Origin of the sequence: Sodalinema gerasimenkoae IPPAS B-353, assembly GCF_009846485.1 — a bacterium.
In the GTDB taxonomy this organism is placed as follows: domain Bacteria; phylum Cyanobacteriota; class Cyanobacteriia; order Cyanobacteriales; family Geitlerinemataceae; genus Sodalinema; species Sodalinema gerasimenkoae.
Genome location: NZ_ML776472.1, coordinates 1,468,903 through 1,492,852, shown reverse-complemented (window position 1 = coordinate 1,492,852; position 23,950 = coordinate 1,468,903). Strand labels below are relative to the sequence as shown.

At 52.4% G+C, this 23,950-nt stretch carries 18 protein-coding genes and 2 pseudogenes; 12 read left to right on the top strand and 8 right to left on the bottom strand.

All coding sequences use genetic code 11. The features are described 5' to 3' along the window. Positions 1-141: 141 nt before the first annotated feature. From L855_RS06650 to L855_RS06635, 4 genes and pseudogenes are all read right to left on the bottom strand, one after another. Positions 142-2,298 carry a hypothetical protein gene (locus tag L855_RS06650; RefSeq protein ID WP_159785811.1) on the bottom strand — a complete coding sequence of 719 codons (2,157 nt, stop codon included), beginning with the start codon at positions 2,296-2,298 and terminating at the stop codon, positions 142-144. A 69-nt stretch (positions 2,299-2,367) separates the two neighbouring features. Further along, a pseudogene (locus L855_RS06645) lies at positions 2,368-3,676 on the bottom strand (RNA-guided endonuclease InsQ/TnpB family protein). A gap of 288 nt (positions 3,677-3,964) precedes the next feature. Then, positions 3,965-4,867 carry a DUF4231 domain-containing protein gene (locus L855_RS06640; RefSeq protein WP_159785808.1) on the bottom strand — a complete coding sequence of 301 codons (903 nt, stop codon included), beginning with the start codon at positions 4,865-4,867 and terminating at the stop codon, positions 3,965-3,967. A gap of 290 nt (positions 4,868-5,157) precedes the next feature. Further along, a complete protein-coding gene (locus tag L855_RS06635) occupies positions 5,158-5,922 on the bottom strand; it encodes a hypothetical protein (protein WP_246198750.1) in 765 nt (254 codons plus the stop codon). A gap of 216 nt (positions 5,923-6,138) precedes the next feature. On the opposite strand from L855_RS06635, the gene L855_RS06630 reads away from it, so the two are divergent. Both L855_RS06630 and L855_RS06625 read left to right on the top strand, forming a co-directional pair. Beyond that, positions 6,139-7,380, top strand: a complete 1,242-nt coding sequence (locus tag L855_RS06630; protein ID WP_159785805.1) for an MFS transporter — start codon at positions 6,139-6,141, stop codon at positions 7,378-7,380. Between the two features lie 50 nt (positions 7,381-7,430). After that, a complete protein-coding gene (locus L855_RS06625) occupies positions 7,431-8,690 on the top strand; it encodes an MDR family MFS transporter (protein WP_159785802.1) in 1,260 nt (419 codons plus the stop codon). Here the strand turns inward: L855_RS06625 and L855_RS06620 are convergent. Then, entirely contained in the window at positions 8,635-9,138 is a 504-nt protein-coding gene (locus L855_RS06620; RefSeq protein WP_159785799.1) for an HNH endonuclease, read from the bottom strand. The two genes, L855_RS06625 and L855_RS06620, sit on opposite strands and share 56 nt — an antisense overlap. A 282-nt stretch (positions 9,139-9,420) precedes the next feature. Between L855_RS06620 and hetZ the strand changes: the two genes are divergently transcribed. Further along, positions 9,421-10,533 carry a heterocyst differentiation protein HetZ gene (gene hetZ / locus L855_RS06615; protein ID WP_246198749.1) on the top strand — a complete coding sequence of 371 codons (1,113 nt, stop codon included), beginning with the start codon at positions 9,421-9,423 and terminating at the stop codon, positions 10,531-10,533. 101 nt (positions 10,534-10,634) lie between these two features. Beyond that, the gene (locus tag L855_RS06610; RefSeq protein ID WP_159785793.1) at positions 10,635-11,609 is read left to right on the top strand and encodes a PatU; all 975 of its coding nucleotides are present in this window, start codon (positions 10,635-10,637) and stop codon (positions 11,607-11,609) included. A gap of 77 nt (positions 11,610-11,686) precedes the next feature. On the opposite strand, the gene L855_RS06605 is transcribed toward L855_RS06610, so the two are convergent. Beyond that, positions 11,687-12,550 carry a 2OG-Fe(II) oxygenase gene (locus L855_RS06605; protein WP_159785790.1) on the bottom strand — a complete coding sequence of 288 codons (864 nt, stop codon included), beginning with the start codon at positions 12,548-12,550 and terminating at the stop codon, positions 11,687-11,689. 262 nt (positions 12,551-12,812) lie between these two features. Further along, the gene (locus L855_RS06600) at positions 12,813-13,568 is read right to left on the bottom strand and encodes a PEP-CTERM sorting domain-containing protein (protein ID WP_246198748.1); all 756 of its coding nucleotides are present in this window, start codon (positions 13,566-13,568) and stop codon (positions 12,813-12,815) included. A gap of 430 nt (positions 13,569-13,998) precedes the next feature. Here L855_RS06600 and L855_RS06595 point away from each other — a divergent pair, with 430 nt between their 5' ends. Next, positions 13,999-16,329 (top strand): transglutaminase TgpA family protein, encoded by a 2,331-nt coding sequence (locus tag L855_RS06595; RefSeq protein WP_192925004.1) that lies wholly within the window; start codon positions 13,999-14,001, stop codon positions 16,327-16,329. Positions 16,330-16,371: 42 nt separating this feature from the next. Here L855_RS06595 and L855_RS06590 read toward each other — a convergent pair whose 3' ends face one another. Further along, positions 16,372-16,659 carry a hypothetical protein gene (locus L855_RS06590; protein WP_159785784.1) on the bottom strand — a complete coding sequence of 96 codons (288 nt, stop codon included), beginning with the start codon at positions 16,657-16,659 and terminating at the stop codon, positions 16,372-16,374. Between the two features lie 154 nt (positions 16,660-16,813). Between L855_RS06590 and L855_RS06585 the strand changes: the two genes are divergently transcribed. From L855_RS06585 to L855_RS21710, 7 genes and pseudogenes are all read left to right on the top strand, one after another. Continuing rightward, positions 16,814-16,984, top strand: a complete 171-nt coding sequence (locus L855_RS06585) for a hypothetical protein (RefSeq protein WP_159785781.1) — start codon at positions 16,814-16,816, stop codon at positions 16,982-16,984. A 268-nt stretch (positions 16,985-17,252) separates the two neighbouring features. Further along, a complete protein-coding gene (locus L855_RS06580; RefSeq protein ID WP_159785778.1) occupies positions 17,253-18,164 on the top strand; it encodes a DUF4384 domain-containing protein in 912 nt (303 codons plus the stop codon). A 68-nt stretch (positions 18,165-18,232) separates the two neighbouring features. After that, entirely contained in the window at positions 18,233-21,424 is a 3,192-nt protein-coding gene (locus L855_RS06575) for a tetratricopeptide repeat protein (RefSeq protein WP_159785775.1), read from the top strand. A gap of 380 nt (positions 21,425-21,804) precedes the next feature. Then, positions 21,805-22,977: an RNA-guided endonuclease InsQ/TnpB family protein gene (locus L855_RS06570; protein WP_159785772.1), complete on the top strand. Its 1,173-nt coding sequence runs from the start codon at positions 21,805-21,807 to the stop codon at positions 22,975-22,977. Continuing rightward, positions 22,938-23,258: a DUF6883 domain-containing protein gene (locus L855_RS22760; RefSeq protein WP_425500599.1), complete on the top strand. Its 321-nt coding sequence runs from the start codon at positions 22,938-22,940 to the stop codon at positions 23,256-23,258. The genes L855_RS06570 and L855_RS22760 overlap by 40 nt, the downstream gene beginning before the upstream one ends. Beyond that, entirely contained in the window at positions 23,255-23,503 is a 249-nt protein-coding gene (locus tag L855_RS06565) for a DUF4926 domain-containing protein (protein WP_246198747.1), read from the top strand. The genes L855_RS22760 and L855_RS06565 overlap by 4 nt, the downstream gene beginning before the upstream one ends. A 254-nt stretch (positions 23,504-23,757) precedes the next feature. Continuing rightward, a pseudogene (locus L855_RS21710) lies at positions 23,758-23,904 on the top strand (Uma2 family endonuclease); the annotation flags it as partial. Between the last annotated feature and the right edge of the window lie 46 nt (positions 23,905-23,950).

Here is a 23,950-nt window from a genome sequence, read left to right as displayed (position 1 = left end):
GTGAAGCCACTCCGGCAGAACAGCACGACATGTAAACAGGTTAGTTCCGTTAATCATGTCGCGATCACCGCCTCAGTGCAAGGCTAGATCAACATCTCCGGGGAGAAGTTCTCAGGCAGCTATGACGCGTCCCCAGGTTCCTTAAACAAACACAAACAGAGTCACCAGAATCTGCAACCCCAATAACAGCGGCCAATACAACAGTTTTGGCAGGATATTGTTGTTGTATTTCAACAGAGCATTCTCCGACCCTTTAGCGACCATGATGGCATTAAAAACAACCACCAAAATCATGACATACAATACAAAATAGAAGTACTCAATGTAAATAATGCCACCCGTTGCCAACTGACTACGAAGATTGATTTGATCCAAAATCAGGATAAAGGAAAATCCCCCCGAAGCGCCAATGACTCCTGAGGCACTAAATCCCAGTTGATTATCATCATTCTTATAGCGAACTAGGTATTGAACGCCAAACAATAATCCCGAGACCACAATGACGCGCATCATTTTAGTGATAATAACCGTCAACAAATCTCGTTTTAAATTCACCTCAAAATAGAGTTCTGGAAAATCTTTAACCTGAGTTTCTCCCATAAAACCAAAGTTAGAGTTGTAGCTGTTAAACCGGTAGCGAAAGAAACTCTGTTTAATATTCCAACCGGGTAGCACCATGTTTTCGGGAACTTCCAGCCCCGGAAGCGAGAGGGGAACCATCAAATCATAGGCTCCTAAATCCGGCGTTAAAATCACATTTGAGGCAAAATCTTGATGCCAAATCCGCAACCAACCCTGTTGATGATCGAAGGGATATTTACTATAGTCAAAGGTTTGGCGCAGGGTTGCCTGAAAATACCAACCAATCAACTCCCCATTGGGCAGCTCTTGGCGGTAGGCTTCCTCACGACTAAAGGCGATCGCTTCGGGCAAGACAAAACCGCGCGTCACGCCCTCATGTAGCTCATCATCATAGCGTTGCCAAATATATCCCGTTACAAAGAAATCATTGGCATTTTTGAACTCCATCGACTGAAGAAACACCCCAGTCGGCAACAAGATTGGCTCAGATAGCCCTTGTGCAATGTTTTTTTCACGTTGACGCTCTAAGAACTGCTGGAGACTCGTTTCGGTGACTAAGGGAGGCGTTGTATCTTGAAGCACCATAACTTCCTGCATTTCCAACAGCCAGATGGCTAGTAGTCCCAAGGCCAAAACTCCCGACACGGACATCGAGAGGAGCCAAAGTTCTGAGACGTGATGACGACGGGGAGGTAACGCCACCACCAGGGCAAAAATAACCCCAAACATGACCAGAAGGCTTAACAGCACCAATCTGTTGGTTAAACTTACCGTATCGCCAAAGATATCATCTCGAAACAGCACCACTCCAACAGACCAATTGGTTGCCGGAATCGATTGATAAATCATCCAAGAGGGTGCACCTCCGCCCCGTTTTTTCACTCCTGATTCCCCGGCAACCATGTTGCGGGCGATCGCCTCAAGATCCGAGTCATTAAACTCCTGCGCCAAATCAATAATCGACTGTTTTTGTTGAACAAAACGGGTGATTGGGTGGTAAATCAACTGACCCGACGAAGTGATAACAATCGGATAGCCGGTTGTTCCTAAATCAAAGGATTGGAAAAGCCGGCTTAACTGATTGAGATCATAGTTTGCATAGACAATTCCACTGGGATCAGGGGCATTGTTATCCGGTAGCGTAAAGGGAACACTATACTCAACGACAATTGAGTTGATAATTGTACTCAACGCCGGTTCACTCCATTGCCGTCCCTCCAATAGAGGCTCACGATAGGAGTCAGTCTCGATGTAGTTGATAAACTCCTCCGTATCAAACCGCTCAAACCGCTCAACCCCATCAGTCAGGAGCCGTTTAAAGTTAGGATGAAATAACTCGCGCTCCTCGCTAAAGGCATAGGGTTCATAGGCTGCCGCCGTGGCTGAGAAGCTGGGGTTTGCTCTGAGGGTTTCCTCAAGACGGGCCTCCACCTCAGCATTCTCTAATTCCCCAGAACTGAGATCGTCAGCCAACCCCTGAACAGTCGTTTCAAGATGCTCCAGTGCTCCATCGAGTTCCAGCACCGCGTCATCCAGCTTGTCTTGAGCTGAGTTGAGAGCCGTTTGAATGGTTCCATAGCGTTCCCGCCAATAGGACACGGCGGTAATTCCGGCGCCCAGGAAACTCCCTAAGCTCAAGACCAAACACCCCCGAACCAACCAGTCAACTTTAGTGGCAGGTGCAGTCGTGAGGCGGTTCCAACTCTTTACAGTCATCACCCAAAACCGGGCCAAGATATCCCGGATGAAACAGCAGAATACACCAACGAGTTGACACTCCTCAGCCTAAAGGCGTGGGGATTCTTCCTTCAACGATCCGACTTGCCCTGACAGGTTTGCACCAGCCAAAGTAGCGGTCAAATCTCCAGAAGCGTTTGGGTCTAAGACCCAAGTTCCGGTATGCCCTACCGTACTTAAGGCAGCATTCAGAATGTTGACGGCTGCGTTGTGGTCTCTATCCAACTCGCACCCACACTGACAAACATGAGTTCGAGTCGAAAGACTTTTCTGGACCACCGTGCCGCAACTCGAGCATTTTTGAGAGGTATAGGTAGGATTCACCGCCACGGTAATCTTGCCGAATTTTACCCCAAAATGCTCTAACCATTTCCTAAATTGATACCAACCTGCATCGTGAATCGACTTGGCGAGACAGTGGTTTCTCACCAGATTCTTAATCCTCAAATCTATGCACTTCGTGCAGGCTTCGCCAACGTAGGCCACCAAATCGTTAGATTGGATTACGCAACGCGCCAGTCTCTTGGCGTGTTCTATGCGCTTAGGCGCAGGCTTCGCCAGCACGTTGCCGACTTATTTTGAGGTATACCCGCCCGAGTCGATTGACGGCTTTTTTTCGGTTGGCAGAGCCTTTCTGTTTTTTGCTCACCCTTCGGTGAGCGCGTTTCAGCTTTTTCTCGGCGTTTCGGTAAAACCTCGGGTTCGGTTCGCACTCCCCGTGGGAATCGGTGTAGAACTCCTTGAGTCCGACATCCAACCCCACAGTATTTCCTGACGGTTTGAGTTCTTCTCGAACCTCTACTTTGACGCAGAACTGAGCGTAATAGCCATCGGCTCTGCGAACCAGTCGAACCCGTTTGATTTGTTCGATACCGTAAAATGCCAAATCCCAGGTTCCAATTAACTTGAGTCGTCCGATCCCTTTCTTGTCGGTAAAGACAATATGCTTGGGGTCGAGTAACTTCCAGCCGGAAGTTTTGTACTCGACGGAACGACTGTTTTTCTGGAACCTGGGATATCCTTCTCTTGGTGCGCGTTCCCTGGCGCCGTACGACGGCGCGGGGTCGCACCGCTTCTTGCCAGGAACAGACTGGCGACAGTTCTCGAAGAATCGAGAAATTGCCGACCAAGCGCGTTCTGCTGAGGCTTGACGAGCCGTGCTGTTGAGTTCTCTAGCAAAATCATACTCTCGGGCGAGTACCTGACAGTACTTATTGAGGTCGTATTTGTTGACCCCAGGGGTATCCATCCAATAGCGCAGTGCCTTGTTACGAACGAACTGTGCGGTTCGGATCGCTTCGTCAATTGCAGCGTATTGATGGGGCTTCCCTTTGATTTTGAACTCAAGAACAAGCATCGCACCGTTGGCATCGGTTGTGCGGACAATCTTGGCACAAAAAAGCAGGATTGTCAAAAGCCGTCCTAGAAGGACGGGGTTTTAGACCCAAAATTTTCGATAAAATCCACAAGGTTCGAAAATTGCTCATAGGAAATCCCAGCCATCGGCTCAACGGCCCAGGGCTGGGATCAACGACTCATTTAATGCCAAACCTATTGCTGTGAGCGATTTAGGCCGGGAGATGAGTTTCCGGTGGCACAACACAGTGAAACACCCATGATGACGAAGTCTGCTGAATTAAGGCTTTCAAGTAGCCCGTGGAGAAATCGGTTCTCCAGGGGGTGCCTTGAGATTCTGTAACTTGGCATCATTAATCTCCGGTGGCGGGGGGGCCGTCACATGAGCTTTCCCAGAAGACCTAGACGACCGGGGAGGCTGAGAGGTGATGGGGGCTGGGGTTGGCCCAATATCATCCGTGAAGTTATCCCCAAAAGGGTCATTCGTGAGATCGTCGTCATAGCGAGGCAGAGTACTCGGCTCATTGAAACTGGCTTGCATCCTCGGTTGCACCGGGACTGGGGGCCGCGATCGCGGCGGAGGTGGGGGTGGGACAGGTCGGCTCTGTCCGAGTTCCTGAGACAGTTGTGAGAACTGAGTGCTGACCGCGACACTACTTTGACCCTGTTGTTGCTGAGCCTCTTCGAGGACTGCCGTAATCGCCGAGACATCTTCTTGAATCAGATGTTCAACGCGATCGGCAAAACTGCGATAAGCGGCGCCGTGACAGGACGAGTCACGATAGGGGCCACTCAATTGGAAATACTGCCAGCCCTCGGTTTTGAGCATTTCTGCGGTCTTCCGATATTGGGCCCAACGTTCCCCATAATGGAAAAACTCTTCCACCGAAGCACTGATGGCGACCACCTGAGCGAGACTAAAGGTTCCCCAAAAAATGACATCCTTGGCTGGACCATCACGAACGTTGAGACTGACCATGGCGGGGATGACCACACCGCCAATAATCGTGATTAGACGTAGTCGGAAATGCTTCCTCTGGGACTCTCCTGACTTTTTCTCCAACCACATGAGTTGGTCAAGCCAGCGAGATTTAACAAACTCTTTCTGAAGCTCAGAGATTTCGAGCTGGTCAATGAGACCGCCGAACTGTTCCTTCAGATAGTCGTTATAGGTTTTCTTTTTCTTTGCCATTGCTGTTGTCTGTAGATGAAACAACCGTGACCCTTCTGCCTCCCATTGACGTTAGGGGGAATAGCCCCAAAAAGCAGGCGAGGTTGAGGACCGACTGAGCTGTTCCAGCTAAGAAAGGGAACAGGATTCACTGAATGGGGGCATCTCGATGACCAAGTTAACGTGATATCAACCTAGCTGGCTCAGGGGCTGCAAGGCATTAAGCGGTTACAGGCGGATACCCTCAACAGCAGTATATGGGAATTTTTGCCCAGAAACCAAGCCAATTTGCAAAATGTTGTTGCGTCTTTTCACTGAAGGCTTTCCAGGGCTGTGAAATGAGCGTCCAGAGCGGTTTTAACTGAGTTGAGATCATCACTCAAGACCAAGCGATGTAAATAGCCAGAGGCCACCAGAGGTTCGGCCCGAGGGTCGCTCTCTTCCCCCCTAAGAGCCGCCGCCAGTTGGTCAGCGGTGCGGCCACTGCCTTCAAAAACCCAGGTGGGCCGTTGTTCTGCCACACTACAGTGGACATCCTGCCAGGTAATTTCCCCACCATTACTGACTAAGGTGCCATGGGGCGCTCCCTGAGCAAACTGGGTTGCCAGTTGGGCCAACCAGGGACTTTCTGCCCCCCAGTCATCACCGGGAACGAGGACAAAATGGCTATGGTGGGGTTCAAGTTCTGCGGCCTCATCCGAGGGAGGGGGACTTCCATCGGGGAGGATGACTGTGCCGATGGCGCATACCCCAATGAGAGGAAATGTGCCAGCGATCTCATGTCGGGCCTGGCCCATCAGTTGCATGACCCCACAATCGGTTCCGCCATCAATGACCGTGGCGTTGAGGGTCTGGGCTAGGGGAGCGATAATCTCAGTAAAGACCCGTTGCAAGCGGCTCAGGGAAGCCGCCTCCATCTTACTGGCCCCGCCAACAATCACAAGAACTGGGCCACCTGTGGCTAACCCTAGATGATGGGGAAGTTCGGGTAACTCCGACCAGTGGTCAAGTTGACCTCCGGTAGCATGATGTTGGCGATTATGTTGGCTATTAAAGCAAAAGTGGATTAGTTTCACGGCTTAACCGTTAAAAAGCAAGGAAGAATGCGGTGCGATCGCCGCCTGCTCCAGTTTAGCCTCCTGATTTGCCCTTTGTCCCCTGGTCGGTTGGGCCCTCGGTCAGGTCTGGAGTCTGAGTTTGAGAGAATTTGTTAACATAAATTCATAATTGACAGGGACGGGCGATCGCCGCTCCCCACTGCATCCCGCCATGGCCATTTAAGGAAGGTTGTTTTGCAAGTTTTTAAAACCCTCAATCCCGAAAAACGACGTAATCTCAGCCTCCTGTTCACGGGAGGCCTCTTTTTCTGGGCCAGCATGGCCTCCCTATTACCCACCTTGCCTCTCTATGTCCAAGATTTAGGGGGCACTCAACAACAAATTGGCTGGGTCATGGGGTCCTTTGCCATTGGCCTGCTCATTTCCCGTCCCACCCTGGGGCGTTGGGCTGATCGCCGCAGTCGGGTGTTAGTGTTGCGAGTGGGAACGGCTGTGGTGGCGATCGCCCCCTTAGGCTATCTCTTCGCCGCCTCGATTCCTCAACTGATGCTGCTGCGGACTTTCCATGGCATTAGTATCGCCGCCTTCACCACCGCCTACAGTGCCCTCGTTGCCGATATCTCACCCCCCGATAAACGGGGAGAACTCATCGGCTACATGAGTTTAGTTACCCCCATGGGCCTCGCCATCGGCCCGGCCCTCGGGGGGTTTGTCCAGCAGGGACTCGGCTATGTTCCCCTCTTCCTGATGACCGCTGGACTGGGGTTAGTCAGTTGTGTCTGTTCAGGGTTTTTAGATAACACCCCCTCCCCCCATCGTACTCAAGGCGGCCCCTCCCCCACCTCAGAACGCTTCTGGGTCATGTTAACCAGTCCCCGCATTCAAATCCCGGCCACCCTGATGTTCATCGTGGGCCTCATTTTTGGCACCATTACCACCTTCGTTCCCCTCTATATCCAAGACACAGGGGTAAACTTCAACCCCGGCTTGTTTTACACCATGACCGCCATCTCCAGCTTTACCATGCGCCTGGTCACCGGTCGCGCCTCCGATCGCTGGGGCCGAGGCCTCTTCATCAGTGGGGCCCTAATCTGCTATTTTTTGGCAATGGTCCTGTTATGGCAAGCGGATCGCCCTGCCCTATTCGCTCTGGCTGGACTCATTGAAGGCATGGCCGCCGGAACCATGCTACCGACAACCATCGCCCTCATCACCGATCGCTCCCAAGCCGCAGAACGAGGCCGCGTCTTTTCCATCTGTGTCGGAGGCTTTGACCTAGGAATTGCCATCGCCGGCCCCCTCCTGGGGACTTTTGCTGAAGATCTCGGCTATGCCCAACTGTTTGCCATTGCTGCCAGCCTCTCGGCGATCGCCTTCCTGTTGTTTATCACCCGCAACAGTAAGGATCTCTCCCACTCCTTCCGCTTTGCCCTGGGACGGGAACGGGATATCTATGCCTTAGAGCACCTGGGTTAAGGGACAATGGTCATGAAACCCAAACCTTGGGTTGACGTTATTCATTGTTTATGCTAAAGACGAGCGCCCGCCAACAAGTTCGTATTCTCATCCTGGGACGATTCCTGTCACAAATTGGTACGGGCTTCACCCTCTTCTACGCCCCTATTTTCTTCGTTAACCAGGTGGGAATCTCCGCGACCCTAGTGGGGACAGCCCTGGGAGCAGCCTCCATCACCGGAATTGTCGGGCGGATTCTCAGTGGCTCTCTTTGTGACTCCCCCAGCTTTGGGCGTAAACGAACCCTCCTCCTCTCGGCGGTGTCCTCCGGGTTAGGCTCCTTCCTCCTGGCCAACACCCAAGACTTCTCTACCCTCCTCATCGGCAGTTTACTCAACGGCTTCGGCCTTGGTTTATATTGGCCCGCCGCTGAAACCATCGTCGCCGATCTCACCCAACCCGAAGAACGACGCGAAACCTATGCCCTCAACCGGCTGGCTGACAGTCTTGGCTTAGAATTTGGCATTGTCCTGGGGGGAGCTTGGGTAGAATGGACCGATGATTATCGGCTCCTGTTTATCATCGATGGCATCTCCTATGGGGTCTTTTTCCTAGTGTTGGGACTCGCCCTCAAAGAGAGCATTTCCCCGGCATTAGAGCGAGAGAATCCCCTGAAAAACTGGTTGCGGGCCTTGGGCGATCGCACCCTCTTAATTTATGCCGCCGCCAACATCCTCTTTACCACCTATATCTCCCAAAACCACACCGCCCTCCCCGTCTACCTCAGTAACTTCGTCCCCGGCGTCGAGGGAAACGGCTTCCCGGCCCGGATTGTCAGCGGCTTATTTGCCTGGCATATTGCCGTGTCCGTCCTGCTGCAACTGCCCGTCGCCCGCTGGTTAAACCGCTTTAACCATGCCCGCGCCCTCATGATTTCTGCCTGTATCTGGGCCCTGAGTTTTATCAGCGTTTGGGTGATTGGCAACAGTAGCAGCCCTCTGATTTGGGCGATTCTGGCGTTAGGGGTGATGGCGATCGCCACCATCTCCTATACCCCCTCCGCCTCCGCCCTCGTCGTAGAACTGGCCCCAGAACAGATGCGAGGCGTCTATCTATCCATCAACTCCCTCTGTTGGGCGATCGGCTATGCCATCGGTCCTCCCCTCGGAGGCATGGCCCTCGACGGTTCCCAACACCTGGCCAACAATTTTTGGTTAGTCCTGGCCGCCACGTTACTCATCCTCATCTGGATTCTCCGACGGCTAGAACAGCGTCTCATCGCTCCAGCCCAATCGCATACTTCCCCCATTCCGGATGACTCCCACTCGTGACACAGCGGCGCACCTCAAAATACAAACTACTATGAGGACGATGGGGTCGCCCTTGCAACAGCATTCCTGCCTCCTGGGGGGTGCGATTACCCTTACCCACATTGCAGCGGACACAGGCCGTCACCAGGTTCTCCCAGCTCTCCCCACCCCCACGAGAGCGGGGCAAGACATGATCTAACGTCAACTCCTCGCCACTGTAGTTACAATACTGGCAGGTGTGGGCATCTCGATAAAAAATATTGCGACGAGTCAGAGGAATCTCTTTATACGGAACTCGAACGTAATAACGGAGTCGAATAACGGTAGGGAGCGGACAACCCGGATAAACGAACTTCCCGTTATGTTCAAGACGTTCCGCCTTCCCTTTAAACACCAAAATAACCGCCCGCTGCCAGCTTGTAATATTCAGCGGTTCGTAGGATGCGTTTAAGACAAGAACCTTGGCCATTGACCTTTTGCCTGACCCATTAAATGCCAGCAAGTCCATTTTCCAAAGGGTAGCATATTCATCCCGGAATCGCCGTTATCAGCCTTGACCTCCTAAGTTTGTACATCACTTGCCCTGTCACTCGGGCAACAGGGGCATCTACCATTACCAGCCTCAGATCCCATCCTCCCCATCTTGCGAAGCCCAGAGCGGGCGATCGCGGGGGGAGGAGAGGGTCTGTCATTCATATTGTTTTCACACTTACTCTCGGTAATGGTTAGTTCAGTCCCCCCCCAAGATTCCATGACAGATTTGCTTGTGCAATGGTTAACTCAACAACTCGAAGCTGGCACTCACGCCAGTCCCAAACATTGTCAAACTGTTGCCGAACGAGTCGCCGAGGAAGTCAACCGCACCTGTGAATATAGCCAAAGGATTCAACGCTCAGGTGATGTCCTCGATTCGGCCTATCATTTGGCCCAACATCGTCTCCAGAAGATTCTCCAGTATTATCGCCGGGGTTCAGAAGGGGGACGCCTGGAGTTACATAGTACCCTCAGTGCCATTGTCTATCGCTATATCACGCCCCCCAACATCCAGTCGAGTTATGGGGCCCGGCTGCAACTGATCGAGGATTTTTTGCAAGGCTTTTACCTCGAAACCCTCAACGCCCTGCGTCGTGAGGCTCAACTCCCCCCCACCTACTCGCCGCGATCGCTCCTCGAATTAGCGGAATATCTATCCTTCACCGAACGCTATGGCAAACGGCGCATTCATCTCAATCGCGGTCGCAGTCAGCAGCTCGTTATTTTGCGGGCCCAAACCTTTGCCCAACAGCAACCCCTAGAACTTTCCGTGGATTTACAACAGGCCAGTGATGGCAAACCGAACGAAGGGGGTAGTAGTTGGGGGGATGCGTCGTTATCTCAGGTGCGCGATCGCATTGTAGATCGCGCCCAAGATCCCACCGATGATCTGTTACGCAAGCGTATTATCGAAGAACTGATCCGCTATCTTGACGAGAACAACCAAAGTGCCTGTGCGGACTACTTTGTCCTGCGTCTCAAGGACTTGTCGACCTCGGAGATTGAAGCCATCCTAGGATTAGACCCTCGCCAGCGGGACTATTTACAACAGCGGTTTAAGTACCACCTGATCCGTTTTGCTCTCTCCCACCGTTGGGAGTTAGTCCATCAATGGTTGGATGCGGATCTCGACCACAATCTAGGCATGACTGGTGCTGAGTGGGAGGGGTTTCTCAGTCGCTGTAACTCTCTGGAGCGAAAATTGCTCGAATCCAAACGTCGAGGGGACTCAGACGACGAGATTACACAACAGTTAGGACTGAGTCCGGCACAACTCCAGCGCCGTTGGTTCAGTCTCCTCAAGCGGGCCTGGGAGCAGCGAAATGATTAATCCTACTGACACAAAGGAGCCGAAATTGGTCAAACTATGAGTATAAAGACCTCGCCATCAGGAACGGGGCGTGTCAACGTCCGGAGAAGGGAAGTCAACGAATGAATAATGATAAGAATCCACTCAGCCCGGAGGAGGAACGTTTAGCAGAACGCTTTCTCACCTGGCTTTTGCAAGAGGTGATCCCCGATGATGACCAGAACGTTGGAGCGGGTATCGAATCCCACCGCTCCCCGTTTCAAAATCGGGATCATGACCCTAGCTCTATAACAGACGAATCCACCATGCAGAACCGTTTTCAGGCGCTTTTGAAGCGCCGCATCCAACAAGAAATTCAAGAGAACCCCCCCCTGTTCCCCTGGGAAACCACGGAGGTTTGGGAGTACGCCAATGATCCTGTTGACGAGGAAGCCGATTCAAGAGTTCCCATCTATGTCTGGCTCCCGCAACTCCAACACCTCCGCCTCCCCGTTGCCATTTCGGACGTGACCTTTGCCCAATTGTTCGTCCGCTGTCAGCAGTTATTACGAACCTCTCTGCGTCAAGGAGAACGCCTAGTGGCTGCGGTGGAAGGACTCTTCCCGGAACAGACCGAGGAGTTGAACTTGTGGACTGAACGAGTGTTACTTTGGTCAACCAGTCGCAGTTCGAAAACCCTGATTGAACCGTCTGAAGGGGAATTTCCCAGCAGTTATGAGGGGGCGAGTCCCAAGCAGCAGATGCTGTTGTCGTTACTGGCGGCTAAGGAAATAGTCGAGTCCTTGTCCTTAAATGTTTCGGCCAGTCACCCGAGAGATCGCCGTCAATGGCTCACGGCTCAAGGACTCTTGCAATTAGAAGTCGAGTATCGCTGTGAGGCCGAATTGCCCCAATTACGAGTCTGCTGTCAGATTCCTGATGGGGGTCGAGTGCAGTTACGGGGTGAGGGGGCGATCGCCACAGGCCAACGGTCGACACCTGGCAGCGTCACCGTTGAATTAGCCGATATCCAGCTCCACCAGACCTATACGCTGGAGGTTCATCTTGATGTGTCTGAACAGTCCCCGCTGGTGTTTGCCATCTGCCCAACTGCCTAGAATTCCATCGTCCTACCCAGTGGGGGTGCAAACTACACAAGCTCTGTTCTGGGGGCCTCAATTCCCCCAGAGCGGTTTTACCGTCGCAGCCAGCCATTAAAGGTGAAGCGACTGGTCTCGAACCCATTGGAGGGACAGCGAACGGGCATCACTTCATGTTGACAGCGACTGTTGAATAGAACCAGACGATTGTTCTGCGGGATGACGGTTTTGAAGCGGTTGCGATCGAGCAGTCGTCCGTCATGGGGATCGGTTTGGTATAAGCGCAGTTCTCCCCCCGAAAACTGTGCCGGTTCCGAATGCACATAATACACATAGGTCAGTTCCCGAGTAATCGTTTCGGGACTCCCGGAGTCGTTATGGACTTTGTAATAGCAGCCATCGCCATGGACGGTGAGCTGCATTTCTACTTGGGTCACCGGAAAGGGAGTATGGTTCAGCGGAGTCCAAATGTCAGGTAAGGCGACGAGAATTTTATGTTTAAGTTGGTGGTAAAACTGGGGGAAGTGCGTGGCGTAGAGGATACAGGACTGACGATAGTTATCGGCTTTGCTGGTGGTACTGGAGGGGACAAACTTCTCTTGTTGATCCAGGGCAATGGCTAAGGCGTTCTGGTTCTCCTCAGGGGATAAGAAGTCATCGAAACAGACTACCTCATTGAGATAACTGGGTTCTGAGGTCAGGTTGAGGTTTCGAGTCCCCATGAGAGCATGGCCCATCCCCTGCAGGCGCGACAACTCAGGAGCCTCTGGAGACTGTTGAGCTAGGGCTAAAATGTCTAAGGCCAGTTTGCCCCGTTCTGATGGGGTTAAACTCTCATCCTGAAGCAACGCCTCTAGGGTGGTGAGAGATTGTTCGACCAAGTTGTGAAACCGCTGATCGAGATGACCCACTCCCGGCGCGGTGGGTTGAGGGGAACTGGAGACAGGAAAAGCGGTCATAGGTCAGTAGACGGTCTGGACGGGCAACTGTTCAGCATTCCCGGTTAAGGGAATCTCGTTACTACTGTAGGGCCTCTGGCTGATGGGGGGTAGGCCTGGCCAGACGGATCAATCATCGGCAAAACCCCACTCGACTGTCCCTTGGAGTGAAGTGAAGGAGATCTTGGGGGAATTGCCTGAAGCTGGATTGGCATGGAAATGGATGTAGATGCACCGAGAGCGGCATGATCGATGGGTGTCACTCGTAGCGGCTAGGACGAGATTAACTATGATGACGGCGGCGTAAGCGGGTCAGGGTTGTTGCCAATCCCACTAAGCCCAGAATTCCCACGGGTTCGGGGACTTCACGAGATTCGGGGGTTGGGGCCGGGGTGGGTAAAGGAGTTGGAACTACGGTAGGAAATGGAGTGGGTTCGGGTTCGGGTTCGGGTTCAACGTCCACCGTTGGGGTGGTCCCCGCCAGTTTACTGCTGCCCTGACGGTTGTCACCGACACTCATCAGACGCACGCCAAAGACACTTTCAGCAAAGTCACTCAGAGAAAGACTTTGGCTACTGTGGTTCAGGGTAAAGGATGTGGCTTGAAAGTCGGAGTTGCCTCCTCGAAGTCCCTGTTGACCAATATTGAAGGCTAGGTGATAGCCATCGGCGGGAGAGTCGTTGCCACCCCCCTGGAGGTTGTTGCCGCCTCCGAGGTCAATTAATCCTCCGCTGGAGTCGGTGAAGAAGTCATTGTTTCTACCACTGGTATTAATAGAGTAGAAATTTCTATCGTTAATGTCGGCAAAGGGGTTGCTATTGGCGCTTGCTGTGATGCCGCTGATGAGATCAGCATTGTTGAGATTTAGGAAAATGCCGCGCAGGTCGCCGATATTGATGCTGGTATCGACTTTGAAGTCGAACTGAACACCGCCATTGACTTCGGTCAACCAGTAGTCAACTTTAGCCTGATCTCCGGTAAAGGTTTCGACTGAGCCAGTCAGGGTAAATGCCTGGGCTGATGATGGTGTGATCGCCATCACAGACGGAATGAGAAAACCGAGTCCTATGATTATGTTTTTATTCATGTTGATCCTAGCTTGATTGGTATGAACACCACTCCCATTCACATTATAGGTCAGCAACCTGAGGGGCTAATGAAGTTTCCGTAAAGTTGCCTGGGCTAAATGTAAAAGTTTGATGTAGTTTGTTGATTCGGTGTCCGGGGAGTCTCTGTATCTCCACCTGGGTCGTGGATACAGGCTTAGGGACTGAACCTCAAAGACGTGACTATTTCTTGCGTGAAATTACGATAATTTGACCCATGTTTTTGAGTTTATCCCCAAAATTCATCCGTAAATTCAAGGGATTGGCAAATGGGTAATCCTTTGTGGCACAGTATGAAATACACCCCACCGTTAAGACGGATAGGGGGTGAACCCTGTTCCATGGCCCACCTGAAGAATGCCTATGTCTGCTGCAAATTCCCCACGTTGGACGTCTCTACCGCTGCTGGGACGACTTTGGCAGGCCTGGCGATCGCTGTCCCCTCCAGTCCCGGAAGACTCGGTGACGTTACGGGTGCTGGTGCAATTGCTGGTGATTGTGGGGATTGTGGCTACGGATGTGGCGGCGGGGACTACAACGAGCCTCTGGGCGGTTCCCCTGAGTATTATGGGGGCAAGCTGGAGTTGGTTCCGTCGCCGTGAGCGTAACATTGTTCTGAAGTTTGTCTTGGCGATCGCCCTGATTGTGACGTTGGTGGTCTTTCTGAGTAATCTGGTGACCACCCTGAATGACACAAGGGTGATTTTGGCGGAACTGTTGATTCAGGTGCAAGTCTTGCACACCTTCGATTTACCGCGACGCAAGGATTTAGGCTATTCAATGATTATTGCCTTGATTCTGATTGGCGTGGCGGGAACCATTAGCCAAACCATGGCCTTTGCCCCGTTTCTGGTGGTGTTTCTGCTGCTGGCGATTCCCACCTTAATTTATGATTATCGCTCTCGTTTGGGGTTGGGCGATCGCACCTCAGACGGGTCGCAAGCTTCGGTCTTTAGGACTCTACGCCACTCCTTCCCCTGGAAAGCCAGCCTAACCCTGGGCCTCTTGGTGTTGAGTTTAGGTTTAGTGCTATTTGCGGCGATTCCTCGGGTTCCGGGATATCAGTTACGGTCGTTTCCCGTCAGCAGTACCATTGACTTTCGCGGCGACTTTGATGGTCGGAATATCGCCAGTCCCCAAGCGCAAACCGATGGGACTCAGTTTAATGGAGAGGGAGACGGAACCGCTGAAGGTCCCGGTGAGGTGGATGAAACCTTTTATGCGGGCTTTTCTGAGAGTATGAACCAAAACCTGCGGGGGTCGATGACGCCTCAGGTGGTGATGCGGGTGCGATCGCAGGCCCCCGGATTTTGGCGAGTGATTGCCTTTGACGAGTATACCGGCCAGGGCTGGCGCATCTCCAGAAATGACGATGTGCGGGACGTGCGCCGGTCTCCCTGGAGTTTCCGCTTTGATTTGCCCTTTATGGGGCCCCGCAGCTTCACCCAAGAAGTCATCCAAACCTATAGCATTGTGGCCGACTTCCCCGGACTGATTCCGGTTCTCGACCAACCCCGCTATCTCTATTTCCCTACAGAGGATGTGGCGATCGGTCCAGAGGGGTCTCTACGTTCCCCAGTCCCCTTATCCGATGGTTTGACCTATAGTGTGGTCTCTCATGTCTCCTTGCGCGATCGCACCCGGTTAGGGGAAGCTGACACCACCTATCCTCAAAGCATCTCCGACGTCTATCTACAAGTTCCCGACGAGATTGAGGAGAGATTACGGGACTATACCCAATCGGTGTTAGACAACGCCGTCAACCCCCTCACGAACCCCTATGAGATTTCCCTATATCTAGCCCAATATCTCAAACAGAACTATGACATTCCCCAAGATCCTTTTGGCTTAGAGTTCCTCGATGAGGGAGAAGACTTAGCCTTAGACTTCCTCTTCCGCTGCGAGGAATCCCCCAATCCGGCGGCCTGTACCCCCGGAGGGTATCCTGACCATTTCTCCACAGTGTTCACCCTCCTGTTGCGTTCCGTGGGCATTCCCGCGCGACTGGCAACAGGATTCGGGCCGGGGAACTTTAACCCCTTCACCGGCTTATATGAAGTGAAGAACACCCATGCCTTCGCCTTAACGGAGGTCTATTTCCCCAGTCATGGTTGGTTCGCCTTTGACCCCATTCCCGGCCATGAGGTGATTCCCCCCTCGGTGAGTGAGTATGAACCCTTTGGCGTCTTACGACAGTTTTGGGATTGGATTGCGGGTTGGCTTCCCTCCCCGGTGGCTGGCTTCATCAACGGCATTTTTGTGATGATTGGCCGGGCCATTGATTGGTTCTTAGCACGATTTTCTGAAGGATGGCTGGGGATATTGAGTGGTTTGTTGACCCTGGTTCTGTTTAGCTTTGCCGGATGGCTGAGTTGGCAAGGGTGGCGGGAATGGAAACGCCGCCGTTGGCTGTCCAAGTTAGCCCAGATGGAGCGGTTATATCAGCAGATGTTGCAGCGGTTGGCGGCTGATGGCTGTCCGAAACATCCGGCTCACACCCCCTTGGAGTTTGCGCGTCAGGTGGGCGATCGCTATCCTCCTGAAGTGCGTAGCATGGTATCTCGAATTTGTCAAGCCTATGTGGGTTGGCGTTATGGGAAGGAGTCGGTTCCAGTTGAGGAGTTACGCCAGCAATGGCAGACGGTGCAGCGTCAGGACTGGCGGCGCAAGTTGGCGACCTTAAGAGGACGCTAGGGGAGGTGCGTTCTAGTCGGGGCGCAAAATTTTTCGCCCCGACTACCGCTGTCTATTTATCTCCTGACGGGGAGCATCCCGCTGGGGGAGGAGTCCTCCCGGGGAGGGTTCGTGAGAGAACACCAGCAACAGCAGACTGGCGGAGAGACAGAACAAGAAGCGTTTTTCGCCGTGTTTTTCCCCTCGGCGATGTCGCCAATGATAGAGGAATAAAACGAGACTCAAGCCAAAGCCGAGATAGCCATCAATGTAAAGTCCCACGACGTTGGGGATGAGGCATTCTAATAGCTCAAGGAGGGACGGGTTGGATAGAGTTTTTTGCGGTTTCATGATGCCACTCAAAGCCTGGACACTTCTATCAAAAACCAGGCTAAAAATTATTGTAAATGGCTATAAAACTGCAACAAATATAAAGTTAATCGGTTGAAATTTTGGGATATAAATTTAAATAAAATTTGGGTTTATTCCCCTCTCCCCTCGTGTCATGGCTGAAGCCGTGACACGGACTCTTCCCCCTCGTGTCATGGCTGAAGCCGTGACACGGACCCTGGGCGGCTCTGCCGCCTATACTCGGGAAGCCGAGCCGCTCCAAGGGCATGACTTGGCCCGAGCTAAATCACAAGGGAAGGCAAACAAACGGGAGTCTTCGCCCTGAACTCTCAAGACTTATATTAAAGGTAATTAAAGTCAATCAAAGCAAATAAAAACAAATAATATATCCAGTTCGCAACATTTTTTAATAACATAAATCAAATCCCCAGACCAATTACCATATAGAGCTTGTAGCCATTTAGGCTCGAACCAAAAAGCCAAAAAATAAAGCCAATTTTGCAAGGCTTGTGCTACCTTAAAAATAAACAAACCTGCGGCAGCTCATCCCCAACCTGAAGCCGTCAGCACCAGCCACCACGAGAGGTGAAACCATGTTCAACCCCAATCCCTCCTCCTTCCAGGAACAGTTCTTACATCACCTCAGCAAAACCGTGATGTGGAACAGCCGCAGCGAACCCCAAAGCTGGTGTTTTTGGTGGCGTTTCCATCCCCAAAATCGACATCAGACGAACAGCGACGTCGCCAAACAGATTCGTCAGTCCCTAAACCAAGGCTTTCACACCCGTAATATGCCCGCCACCCTAGCGGCGGTTATCGGGAAAGTCCAAGAGACATTCGCCGCTGAAATGGCCGCCGATGGGGTGAACGGGCAAGACTTGAAACGGGAACGAGGCTGGAGTCCGAAAACTCCCGAAGACCGTTATCCTTGGCAAGTGATTTATGACTGGTTCTGGACTTGTAAATTTCCCCGTGAGGGTTGGAGTTGGGCGACGAAATTTGCCGGTTGTGGGGTGAAAGAGTTGCAGATGAAACCCCTCAAGTCCAGCGAATTTCGTCGGAAACTGGATTTGGGGGACATTCCCAGCCGCGAGACGAGTCTCGAAGCGAAAGAACCCTATTATTTAGAGGTGACTTTACCCGAAAGTGGCTATTTACTGTTGCTTAATTGCAGTCAAGACTCGTCGAGAGAGAATCCGATGACCCGGATTTGTCTGTCTCCCTCCCAAGCCTTTCAGCCGAACCCCCGCTGTCAGGCCCATCAACCTCTCCGTATCCCCGATAACGAGGGGTTGGTCTCGTCGTTAAGGTTTACGGAGGTGGGGGAGGAGTATTTTTTGGCGATTGTCACGGAAACTCCCCTGGCCTTGTCTTGGGTTCGTCCTGATGGTGAACCGAGGGATATTGAGGTGGATGAACAACGGTTAGGGGAGATTTTTCGGGAACTGGGTAAACAGTGGCAAGGAAAGTTGTTTTATAAACGCTTTCAGGTGCACGAGGGGTGAGGGAAAGGACGGCTGGGGCGAACTCGGAGATATCCTGTTTTGTTGGACGTTGAGGTGAAAGTCAGCAGATGTTTGAGACAAGTTTTGAGGAAATTAAACGGTTGCGTCGCCAGTCACTGATGGCTCTTGAGACGGGTGAGTATGCGCGGGGGGTTCACTTGGCTGAACAAGCCTGTCATCTGGGGAAATCTGCCTTTGGAACTCATCATTCTGAGTATGCCACTTTATTAAACAATTTGGCGGGACTGTACTGGAAGATGGGGCGGTGGGGGGAGGCGGAACCCCTTTTCTGCCAAGGGATGGAGATTTGGAAACAGCAGTTGGGAGACCGTCATCCTGACTATGCCACGAGTTTAAACAATTTGGCGGGACTGTACCGGGACATGGGGCGGTGGGAGGAGGCGGAACCCCTTTTCTGCCAAGCGATGGAGATTCGCAAACAGCAGTTGGGAGACGGTCATCCTGACTATGCCACGAGTTTAAACAATTTGGCGACACTGTACTGGCACATGGGGCGGTGGGAGGAGGCGGAACCCCTTTTCTGCCAAGCGATGGAGATTCGCAAACAGCAGTTGGGAGACGGTCATCCTGACTATGCCACGAGTTTAAACAATTTGGCGACACTGTACTGGCACATGGGGCGGTGGGAGGAGGCGGAACCCCTTTTCTGCCAAGCGATGGAGATTCGCAAACAGCAGTTGGGAGACGGTCATCCTGACTATGCCACGAGTTTAAACAATTTGGCGACACTGTACTGGCACATGGGGCGGTGGGAGGAGGCGGAACCCCTTTTCTGCCAAGCGATGGAGATTCGCAAACAGCAGTTGGGAGACGGTCATCCTGACTATGCCACGAGTTTAAACAATTTGGCGTTACTGTACGGGGACATGGGGCGGTGGGGGGAGGCGGAACCCCTTTACCACCAAGCGATGGAGATTGACAAACAGCAGTTGGGAGACGGTCATCCTGACTATGCCACGAGTTTAAACAATTTGGCGGGACTGTACCTAGCAACCAATCGCCCCAACGCCGCCTTGGAACTCATGCAAGATGCCATCACCATTCAAAATCGGGTGCTGGGCGAGGTGTTCGCCATCAGCAGTGACCGACAACGGTTAGACTATCTGAAACAAACCTATGGGCAATTAGAGCTGTTCCTCTCCCTCGTGCAGCAACATTTCTCCCATGACTTCAACGTCACACAAGCGGCCCTGGATGTCCTGTTGCAACGCAAGGGCCTAGCCACCGAAGCGGGACTGGTGTTGCGAACCTCCATCCTTTCCCAACGCTACCGTCACCTGGCCCCCCAATATGAAGAGTACCGAGAACTGATTCGTCAACAGGCCTATCTACAATTTCAGGCCCCCCCTCAGTTACAGGACAAACTCCCCCAACAATTGCAGGCGTTACGGCAAAAACAGGAGGCCCTGGAACAAGTCCTCGGTCGGCAAATCCCGGAAATGAACCTGGAACAGCAGTTAAAACAAGCCAATTGCCAAGCCATCGCCGCCAACCTCCCCCCCGGTTCAAGTCTGGTTGAGTTTGTCCAATATCGCCCCTACAATTTCTCGGCGGTTCGGAGTAAGGGAGAACCGTCCTGGTCATCGCCCCGTTATCTCGCCTTTATCCTAACCGCTGGTCAACCCGAGGCGGTGGAGATGCTGGATTTGGGGGAGGTGGCCCCGATTGATGAGGACTGTCGCCGGTTCCGCCGTTGGGCTTCTGGGGAACATTCTAAATCTTCCCCTGATAGTCGGGTGGCGGCTTTAGATATCCCAGAAACCTCTCAGGATACCCCGAGTTATGACTATCCTGAGGTGGGCAAACATCTCTATCAACGTCTCATTGAACCCTTAACCGCCTATCTCTCCCCGCAACAGGTTCTCTATCTCTGCCCGGATGGGGAATTGACGACTCTCCCCTTTAGCTTGCTCTCTAGGGATGGCATTCAGGAGTTGATGGGGGAGTTTGAGTTGCGCTATCTCAATGTGGGGCGGGATATTTTGCGCCTGACGGTGAAAATTCCCGTGCAGTTGAGCCAGCCGTTGGTGATTGCCAATCCGGATTTTAATTTGGGTCTCCATCTCCCTCAGCAGGAATCCCTTGTTGCAGCCGCCTCTCCCCAGGGACGCCAATTCCGCCTGCGTCTCCCCCGAGAGGTCATCCTCGCGACTCTGGTTAGTCTTGGGTTTTTCGGGGTTTTGCTGCTGTTGGCTCTGTTTCCTGAATGGGTTGGGGGACTGTTGTTGCTGGGGATTCTGCTGCTTCCTGTTGTGCTTCCCCGATGGTTGGAGTTGTCGGACTCTGGCAATCCAGGGGTTTCCTCGGCGGTGGGGTCGTCGGGAATTCGGGCCGATGACCTCAACTCGGGTCCATCTTTGGCGGATAGGGCCAAGATGGCTGTGAATTTGGGGTCTCTACGTCGGGAGTTGGGGAGTCAGGAGAAATTACCCTTCTCCCCGCTTCCGGGAACTCAGTTGGAGGGGGAACGGGTGGCTCAATTTTTGGGGGTGGCGGCTTATCTGGACGGCCAGGCGGTCAAGTCGTTGTTGTCTCAATGTCGCTCGCCCAAAGTGCTGCATCTGGCGACCCACGGTTATTTCCTTGGGCTGACGTCCCAGGAGTCTCCGACGGCTGAGACAGCCTCGGAGATGGCCTGGGGGGGGAAGTTGGCTTCGGGACTGGACCCCCTGACTCGCTCGGGTTTGGCCTTGGCAGGGGCGAATACGGCCTTGGTCTCGCCGGGGGAGTTACCCCTTGAGGCGGAGGAAGGTCTGCTGACGGCTCAGGGGACGATGGGGTTAGATTTGACGGGAACCTGGTTAGTGGTGTTGTCGGCTTGTGATACGGCGTTGGGGGGAAAGTCGATTGGTGAGGGGGTGATGGGGTTGCGCCGTTCTTTCATTTTGGCGGGTGCGGAAACGGTGGTGATGAGTTTATGGTCGGTCCCGGATGTGCCGACGGCGATTTTGATGAACCGATTCTACGAGAATTTGTTTGAACGGGGTCTCCCCCGGACGAAGGGGTTGGAGGAGGCTCAGGCCTATTTACGGGGTTTGCGGGTGGGGCAGATTCGTCAAACTTGGTTGACGGACAAGGTCATCGCTCGGGTGGGGGTGATTTCTTATGAAAGCGGTCAATGGCTTAAGGAGTTGTCGGGAAAACCGGATGATTGGAGGCCTTTTGTGTCTCCAGAGTTCTGGGCGGCGTTTGTTTGTATTGGTGATTTTCGGGAAATCGGGGGAGAGGACACCCCGTAGGGGCAATCCCTTGTGGTTGCCCATCCCAACACCAACGGGTAGGGAACACCAACGGGTAGGGAACACCAACGGGTTCCCTTGTGGTTGCCCATCCCTATCCACGCAGAGCGTAAGAACCCAGGGTAAATCCGCTGGAGTATGGCAACATTACATGAGCGATCGATAACACCGGGTTAATCCTGATGAAATTACCGGCGGAGATTATTATCCCAACGTCAAAATTGACGCGATATTTGCTCGTGCCGCGTCTTAAAGGTGATAAGTCAAAATTTTTAGCCAAATCCGCAAGAATCCTCCGCTTCAAATCTCTGATTGAAGCGTGAGATGAATTGCGGCAGTAACGTATGGTAGAGTGTTTATGGTGGATCTAATTTGCCCTGATGCTCAAAGTCGTCAAAATCAGACTCTACCCAAATGAGCAGCAGAAGCAATCGCTGGAGCAATCCCTCGGCAATTGCAGATGGCTGTGGAACTATAGTCTGAACTTGATGAATCAAACCTACCAGGAGACTGGGAAAGGGCTATCTAGTTACGACATCAAGAAAAAGATTCCCAGCCTTAAACAAGAGCATGAGTGGTTAAAACTGACCTACTCGCAGTGCCTTCAACAGGTTTGTATTAACCTGGGAACCGCTTTTAACAACTTCTTTGAGAAGCGGGCTAGGTATCCGCGATTTAAGTCCAAACACGGCAAACAATCCATCCAGTATCCTCAAAATGTCAAGGTGTTGGAGAACGCCTTGAAGCTGCCAAAGGTTGGGGAAATTAAAGCGGTTGTTCATCGACCAATAGAGGGTAAGGTAAAAACCGTCACCGTTACCAAAAATCGCTGCGACCAGTATTTTGCTTCGATTCTCTTTGAAGATGGAAAACCCAATCCAGACTCATCCACCGAGGGAAAAGCCGTCGGCGTAGACCTTGGATTAAATTATTTTGCTGTAACGTCCGATGGGTCTAAATTTGATAACCCAAGATGGATGGCTAAACATGAGCGTAACCTGAAACGTAAGCAGCAAGACTTATCGAGAAAACAGAAAGGCTCTAACAACCGCAATAAAGCACGAAAGAAAGTCGCTAAGGTACATAACAAAGTAGCACGTTGTCGGGAGGATTTCCTACACAAGCTATCGCGTAGGATAGTTGACGAAAACCAAGTCATCTGTGTGGAAAACCTCAATGTCAAAGGCATGGTCAAGAACCCCAACCTGGCTAAGGCAATCAGCCAAGTCGGTTGGGGAATGTTTTTGACCATGCTAAAGTACAAAGCCGAGCAGGAAGGGAAGATCTATATTGAAGTTGATAGATTCTTCCCCTCTTCTAAAACCTGCAACGTTTGCTTGAATCAAATCGATAGTCTGTCACTAGATGTCAGAAATTGGACTTGTTCTAGCTGTGGGACTCGTCACGATCGCGATCTCAATGCAGCTATCAACCTCAGAGAAGAGGGACTACGACTCTTGACCTGCGGGACGCGGGGCCAAGCCTACTGTCCAGATGTAAGACCGAACCGTAGATTTCTTACGTCCTCTACGGTTCGGCAATCTGTTGGGTAGGAAGCCGCTATTGCAATCTCCGATTCAATAGCGGTAGTTCACCACAGGCAGGCTTTACACTAGAAGAGAGTCCAGCACTAGATTCAGCACTCCGAAAGCTCGTTCGCGATTACGAAGCGGTGTTCGATCGCGCAGACGAATACGGCACATACTACCGCGTCACCGGCAATCTGGAAGGCTTGAACGGTCTTCGTCTCGCCGTTGTTACAATTTGGATCGAGCGAACCGTTAATAACTCATTTCAATTTGTCACGCTGTTTCCATCGAAGGACAAATCATGATGACACCAGATTTATATACAGATGTTGCCCTCAATCGAGACATACCAGAAGCTGGACTACGTTGTGGTACAGTTGCCGCTTTTATTGATCGCGTTCCCCATCCCCAAGGCGGCGAAGATGGTGCAATCTTAGAAGTATTTAGCGTCACTGGCGACACGTTAGCCGTCGTCACCGTCCCACTATCGAGTATCGAAGCCCTACGCGAAGATGACGTGTTCTCCGTACAGCGCCTCACGGTGCGCTAGGCGGCAATACAACTGAAATTTCTCCTAATCATTGAAATCCCGCCGTAACGCACCGCGATCAAGGTCTCTGAAACTGTGAACTACCGCTATTGAATCAGAGATTGCAATAGCGGCTTCCTACCCAACAGATTGCCCAACCGTAGATTTCTTGCGTCCTCTACGGTTAGGTCTTACATCTGGGCAGTAGGCTATGCCCCGCGTCCCGCAGGTGAGGGGCTGTCCCTGGAGGTTTCCAAAGCGGGTTTATACCCCCCCTCGCCACCCACAACCAAGACCTACGCCTGGAACGCACGGCAACCGGAGAACTCATTGTGAACCCACCCACCGGCTGGGAAACCGGCGAACGCAACAGTAGCCTGACCGTACAGCTCTACGACTGGAACCAAGACACCAACTACCCTCGATGGAGAAGATTTTTGGTGACGCGAGTGTGACTCTGCTCCGGTG

What these genes read in the sequence shown, in the direction of transcription:
- L855_RS06640 (WP_159785808.1), bottom strand. Translation starts at nt 4,867, where the DNA reads ATGGCAAAGAAAAAGAAAACCTATAACGACTATCTGAAGGAACAGTTC.
- L855_RS06610 (WP_159785793.1), top strand. Translation starts at nt 10,635, where the DNA reads ATGAATAATGATAAGAATCCACTCAGCCCGGAGGAGGAACGTTTAGCA.
- L855_RS06575 (WP_159785775.1), top strand. Translation starts at nt 18,233, where the DNA reads ATGTTTGAGACAAGTTTTGAGGAAATTAAACGGTTGCGTCGCCAGTCA.
- L855_RS06600 (WP_246198748.1), bottom strand. Translation starts at nt 13,568, where the DNA reads ATGGCGATCACACCATCATCAGCCCAGGCATTTACCCTGACTGGCTCA.
- L855_RS06595 (WP_192925004.1), top strand. Translation starts at nt 13,999, where the DNA reads ATGTCTGCTGCAAATTCCCCACGTTGGACGTCTCTACCGCTGCTGGGA.
- L855_RS06605 (WP_159785790.1), bottom strand. Translation starts at nt 12,550, where the DNA reads ATGACCGCTTTTCCTGTCTCCAGTTCCCCTCAACCCACCGCGCCGGGA.
- hetZ (WP_246198749.1), top strand. Translation starts at nt 9,421, where the DNA reads ATGACAGATTTGCTTGTGCAATGGTTAACTCAACAACTCGAAGCTGGC.
- L855_RS06625 (WP_159785802.1), top strand. Translation starts at nt 7,431, where the DNA reads ATGCTAAAGACGAGCGCCCGCCAACAAGTTCGTATTCTCATCCTGGGA.
- L855_RS06580 (WP_159785778.1), top strand. Translation starts at nt 17,253, where the DNA reads ATGTTCAACCCCAATCCCTCCTCCTTCCAGGAACAGTTCTTACATCAC.
- L855_RS06620 (WP_159785799.1), bottom strand. Translation starts at nt 9,138, where the DNA reads ATGGCCAAGGTTCTTGTCTTAAACGCATCCTACGAACCGCTGAATATT.
- L855_RS06585 (WP_159785781.1), top strand. Translation starts at nt 16,814, where the DNA reads ATGGCTGAAGCCGTGACACGGACTCTTCCCCCTCGTGTCATGGCTGAA.
- L855_RS06565 (WP_246198747.1), top strand. Translation starts at nt 23,255, where the DNA reads ATGATGACACCAGATTTATATACAGATGTTGCCCTCAATCGAGACATA.
- L855_RS06650 (WP_159785811.1), bottom strand. Translation starts at nt 2,298, where the DNA reads ATGACTGTAAAGAGTTGGAACCGCCTCACGACTGCACCTGCCACTAAA.
- L855_RS06570 (WP_159785772.1), top strand. Translation starts at nt 21,805, where the DNA reads ATGCTCAAAGTCGTCAAAATCAGACTCTACCCAAATGAGCAGCAGAAG.
- L855_RS06590 (WP_159785784.1), bottom strand. Translation starts at nt 16,659, where the DNA reads ATGAAACCGCAAAAAACTCTATCCAACCCGTCCCTCCTTGAGCTATTA.